The organism is Spirillospora sp. NPDC049652 (assembly GCF_040675125.1).
Lineage (GTDB): Bacteria > Actinomycetota > Actinomycetes > Streptosporangiales > Streptosporangiaceae > Spirillospora.
This window is the reverse complement of record NZ_JBFAOF010001315.1, coordinates 1-1,595: the sequence shown is the minus strand read 5'-3', so window position 1 is coordinate 1,595 and position 1,595 is coordinate 1. Positions and strand designations below refer to the sequence as shown.

Annotated in this window: 1 protein-coding gene and 1 pseudogene; both read right to left on the bottom strand. The window is 74.5% G+C overall.

Annotated elements, in window-relative coordinates:
• A partial coding sequence (locus AB0J52_RS39770) for a DNA polymerase IV (RefSeq protein WP_500188314.1) occupies positions 1-1,328 on the bottom strand: 1,328 nt, incomplete at its 3' end.
• Positions 1,329-1,387: 59 nt separating this feature from the next.
• Positions 1,388-1,595: pseudogene (locus AB0J52_RS39765) on the bottom strand (SAM-dependent methyltransferase); the annotation flags it as partial.

The window sequence follows — 1,595 nt, the reverse complement described above, 5'->3', positions numbered from 1 at the left end:
CCCGCAAACCCCGATTGGTGTGTTGGTGACGGGAGTTCCGACGTGGGCTCTTCCGACCGGGCGGCGCCCGCCCGCCCGGCGGGCACGGAGGGGAGAGGGGTGCCCCCGCGCCGCACCAGTGCGGCGGGACGGACCGCGCCGTGGCCGAACCGGCTCGCGACCTGGTCGATCACCCGTTCCGCCTCCCGCCAGCCCGTCTCCGGTTCGTCCAGTGCCAGCTGCCGGGGAGCGTCGGCGGCGGACGTCAGGTTCTCCACCCGCACGCCCACCAGCCGGAGTCGTACCCGATCCCAGCCGGACGCCTCATAGAGCTCGCACGCTGTGACATAGATCACTCTCGCGAGGTCGGTGGGCTCGCGCAGGGTCCGCGCGCGGGTGATCGTCTTGAAGTCGCCGTCGCGGAGCTTGACGCTCACCGTGCGCCCGGCGTGGCCGCCCGCGCGCAGCCGCGCGCCGACCTTCTCGGCCAGCCGCAGCAGCTCGCGGCGGATCTCGTCCGGGTCGTCGAGGTCGGTGTCGAAGGTCTCCTCCGCGCCGATGCTCTTGTCCACGTTCTCCGGGACGACCGGGCGCGGGTCGCGGCCCCACGCGAGCTCGTGCAGGTGGCCGCCGAGGGCGTTGCCCAGCTCGCGCTGGAGCGTCGCGAGCGGGACCCGGGCGAGCTGCCCCACGCTGCGCAGGCCGAGGCGGGTGAGCTGCTGCTCGGTGCGCTCGCCGACGCCCCAGAGCGCCGCGACGGGCAGCGCGTGCAGGAACTCCTCGACGCCGTCCGCGGGGACGACCATGAGGCCGTCCGGCTTGCAGCGGGTGGAGGCCAGCTTCGCCACGAACTTGGTGGGCGCGACGCCGACCGAGCAGGTGACGCCCTGCTGCTCGTACACCTTCGCGCGGATGAGCCGGGCGATCTCGGCGGGCCGGCCGTACAGCTTGCGCGCGCCCGCGACGTCGAGGAACGCCTCGTCCACCGAGAGCGGCTCGACCAGCGGCGTCATCGACCGGAAGATCTCGAAGACGGCCCGGGAGACCGCGGTGTACCGCTCGTGCCGGGGCGGCAGGACGACCGCCTGCGGGCACAGCCGCCGCGCCCGCGACATCGGCATCGCCGAGTGGACGCCGTACTCGCGGGCCTCGTAGGACGCCGCCGACACCACGCCCCGGCCGCCGACGCCGCCGACGACCACCGGGCGGCCGCGCAGGTCGGGCCGGTCGAGCAGCTCGACGCTCACGAAGAACGCGTCCATGTCGACGTGCAGGATCGAGCAGCCCGTGTCGTCCCCGGGCGGTCCGGGCGGCTGCCCGGGGCGGTGCAGCTGCTGCTTGCGGCTCATGCCCCCAACCTAGACGCCCGGACCGACATTCCGGCCGTTCAGGGCGGGTGCGGAGGCGGTCATGGGCGTTCGGCGACCAGGTGCAGCTGGGTGGCCAGTTCGCGCAGCACGGGGTGGACGGACGCGGCGCGCTCCAGGGCGACCAGGTCCTCGGCGGCGCCCACGTCGTCCAGCAGGGCGCTCGGGACCAGGTCGGCGAAGATCCGCACGCCGTGCGTCTCGCGGGCGGTGAGGCCCGCGCCGACGGCCAGCTCGGTGAGCGTATCT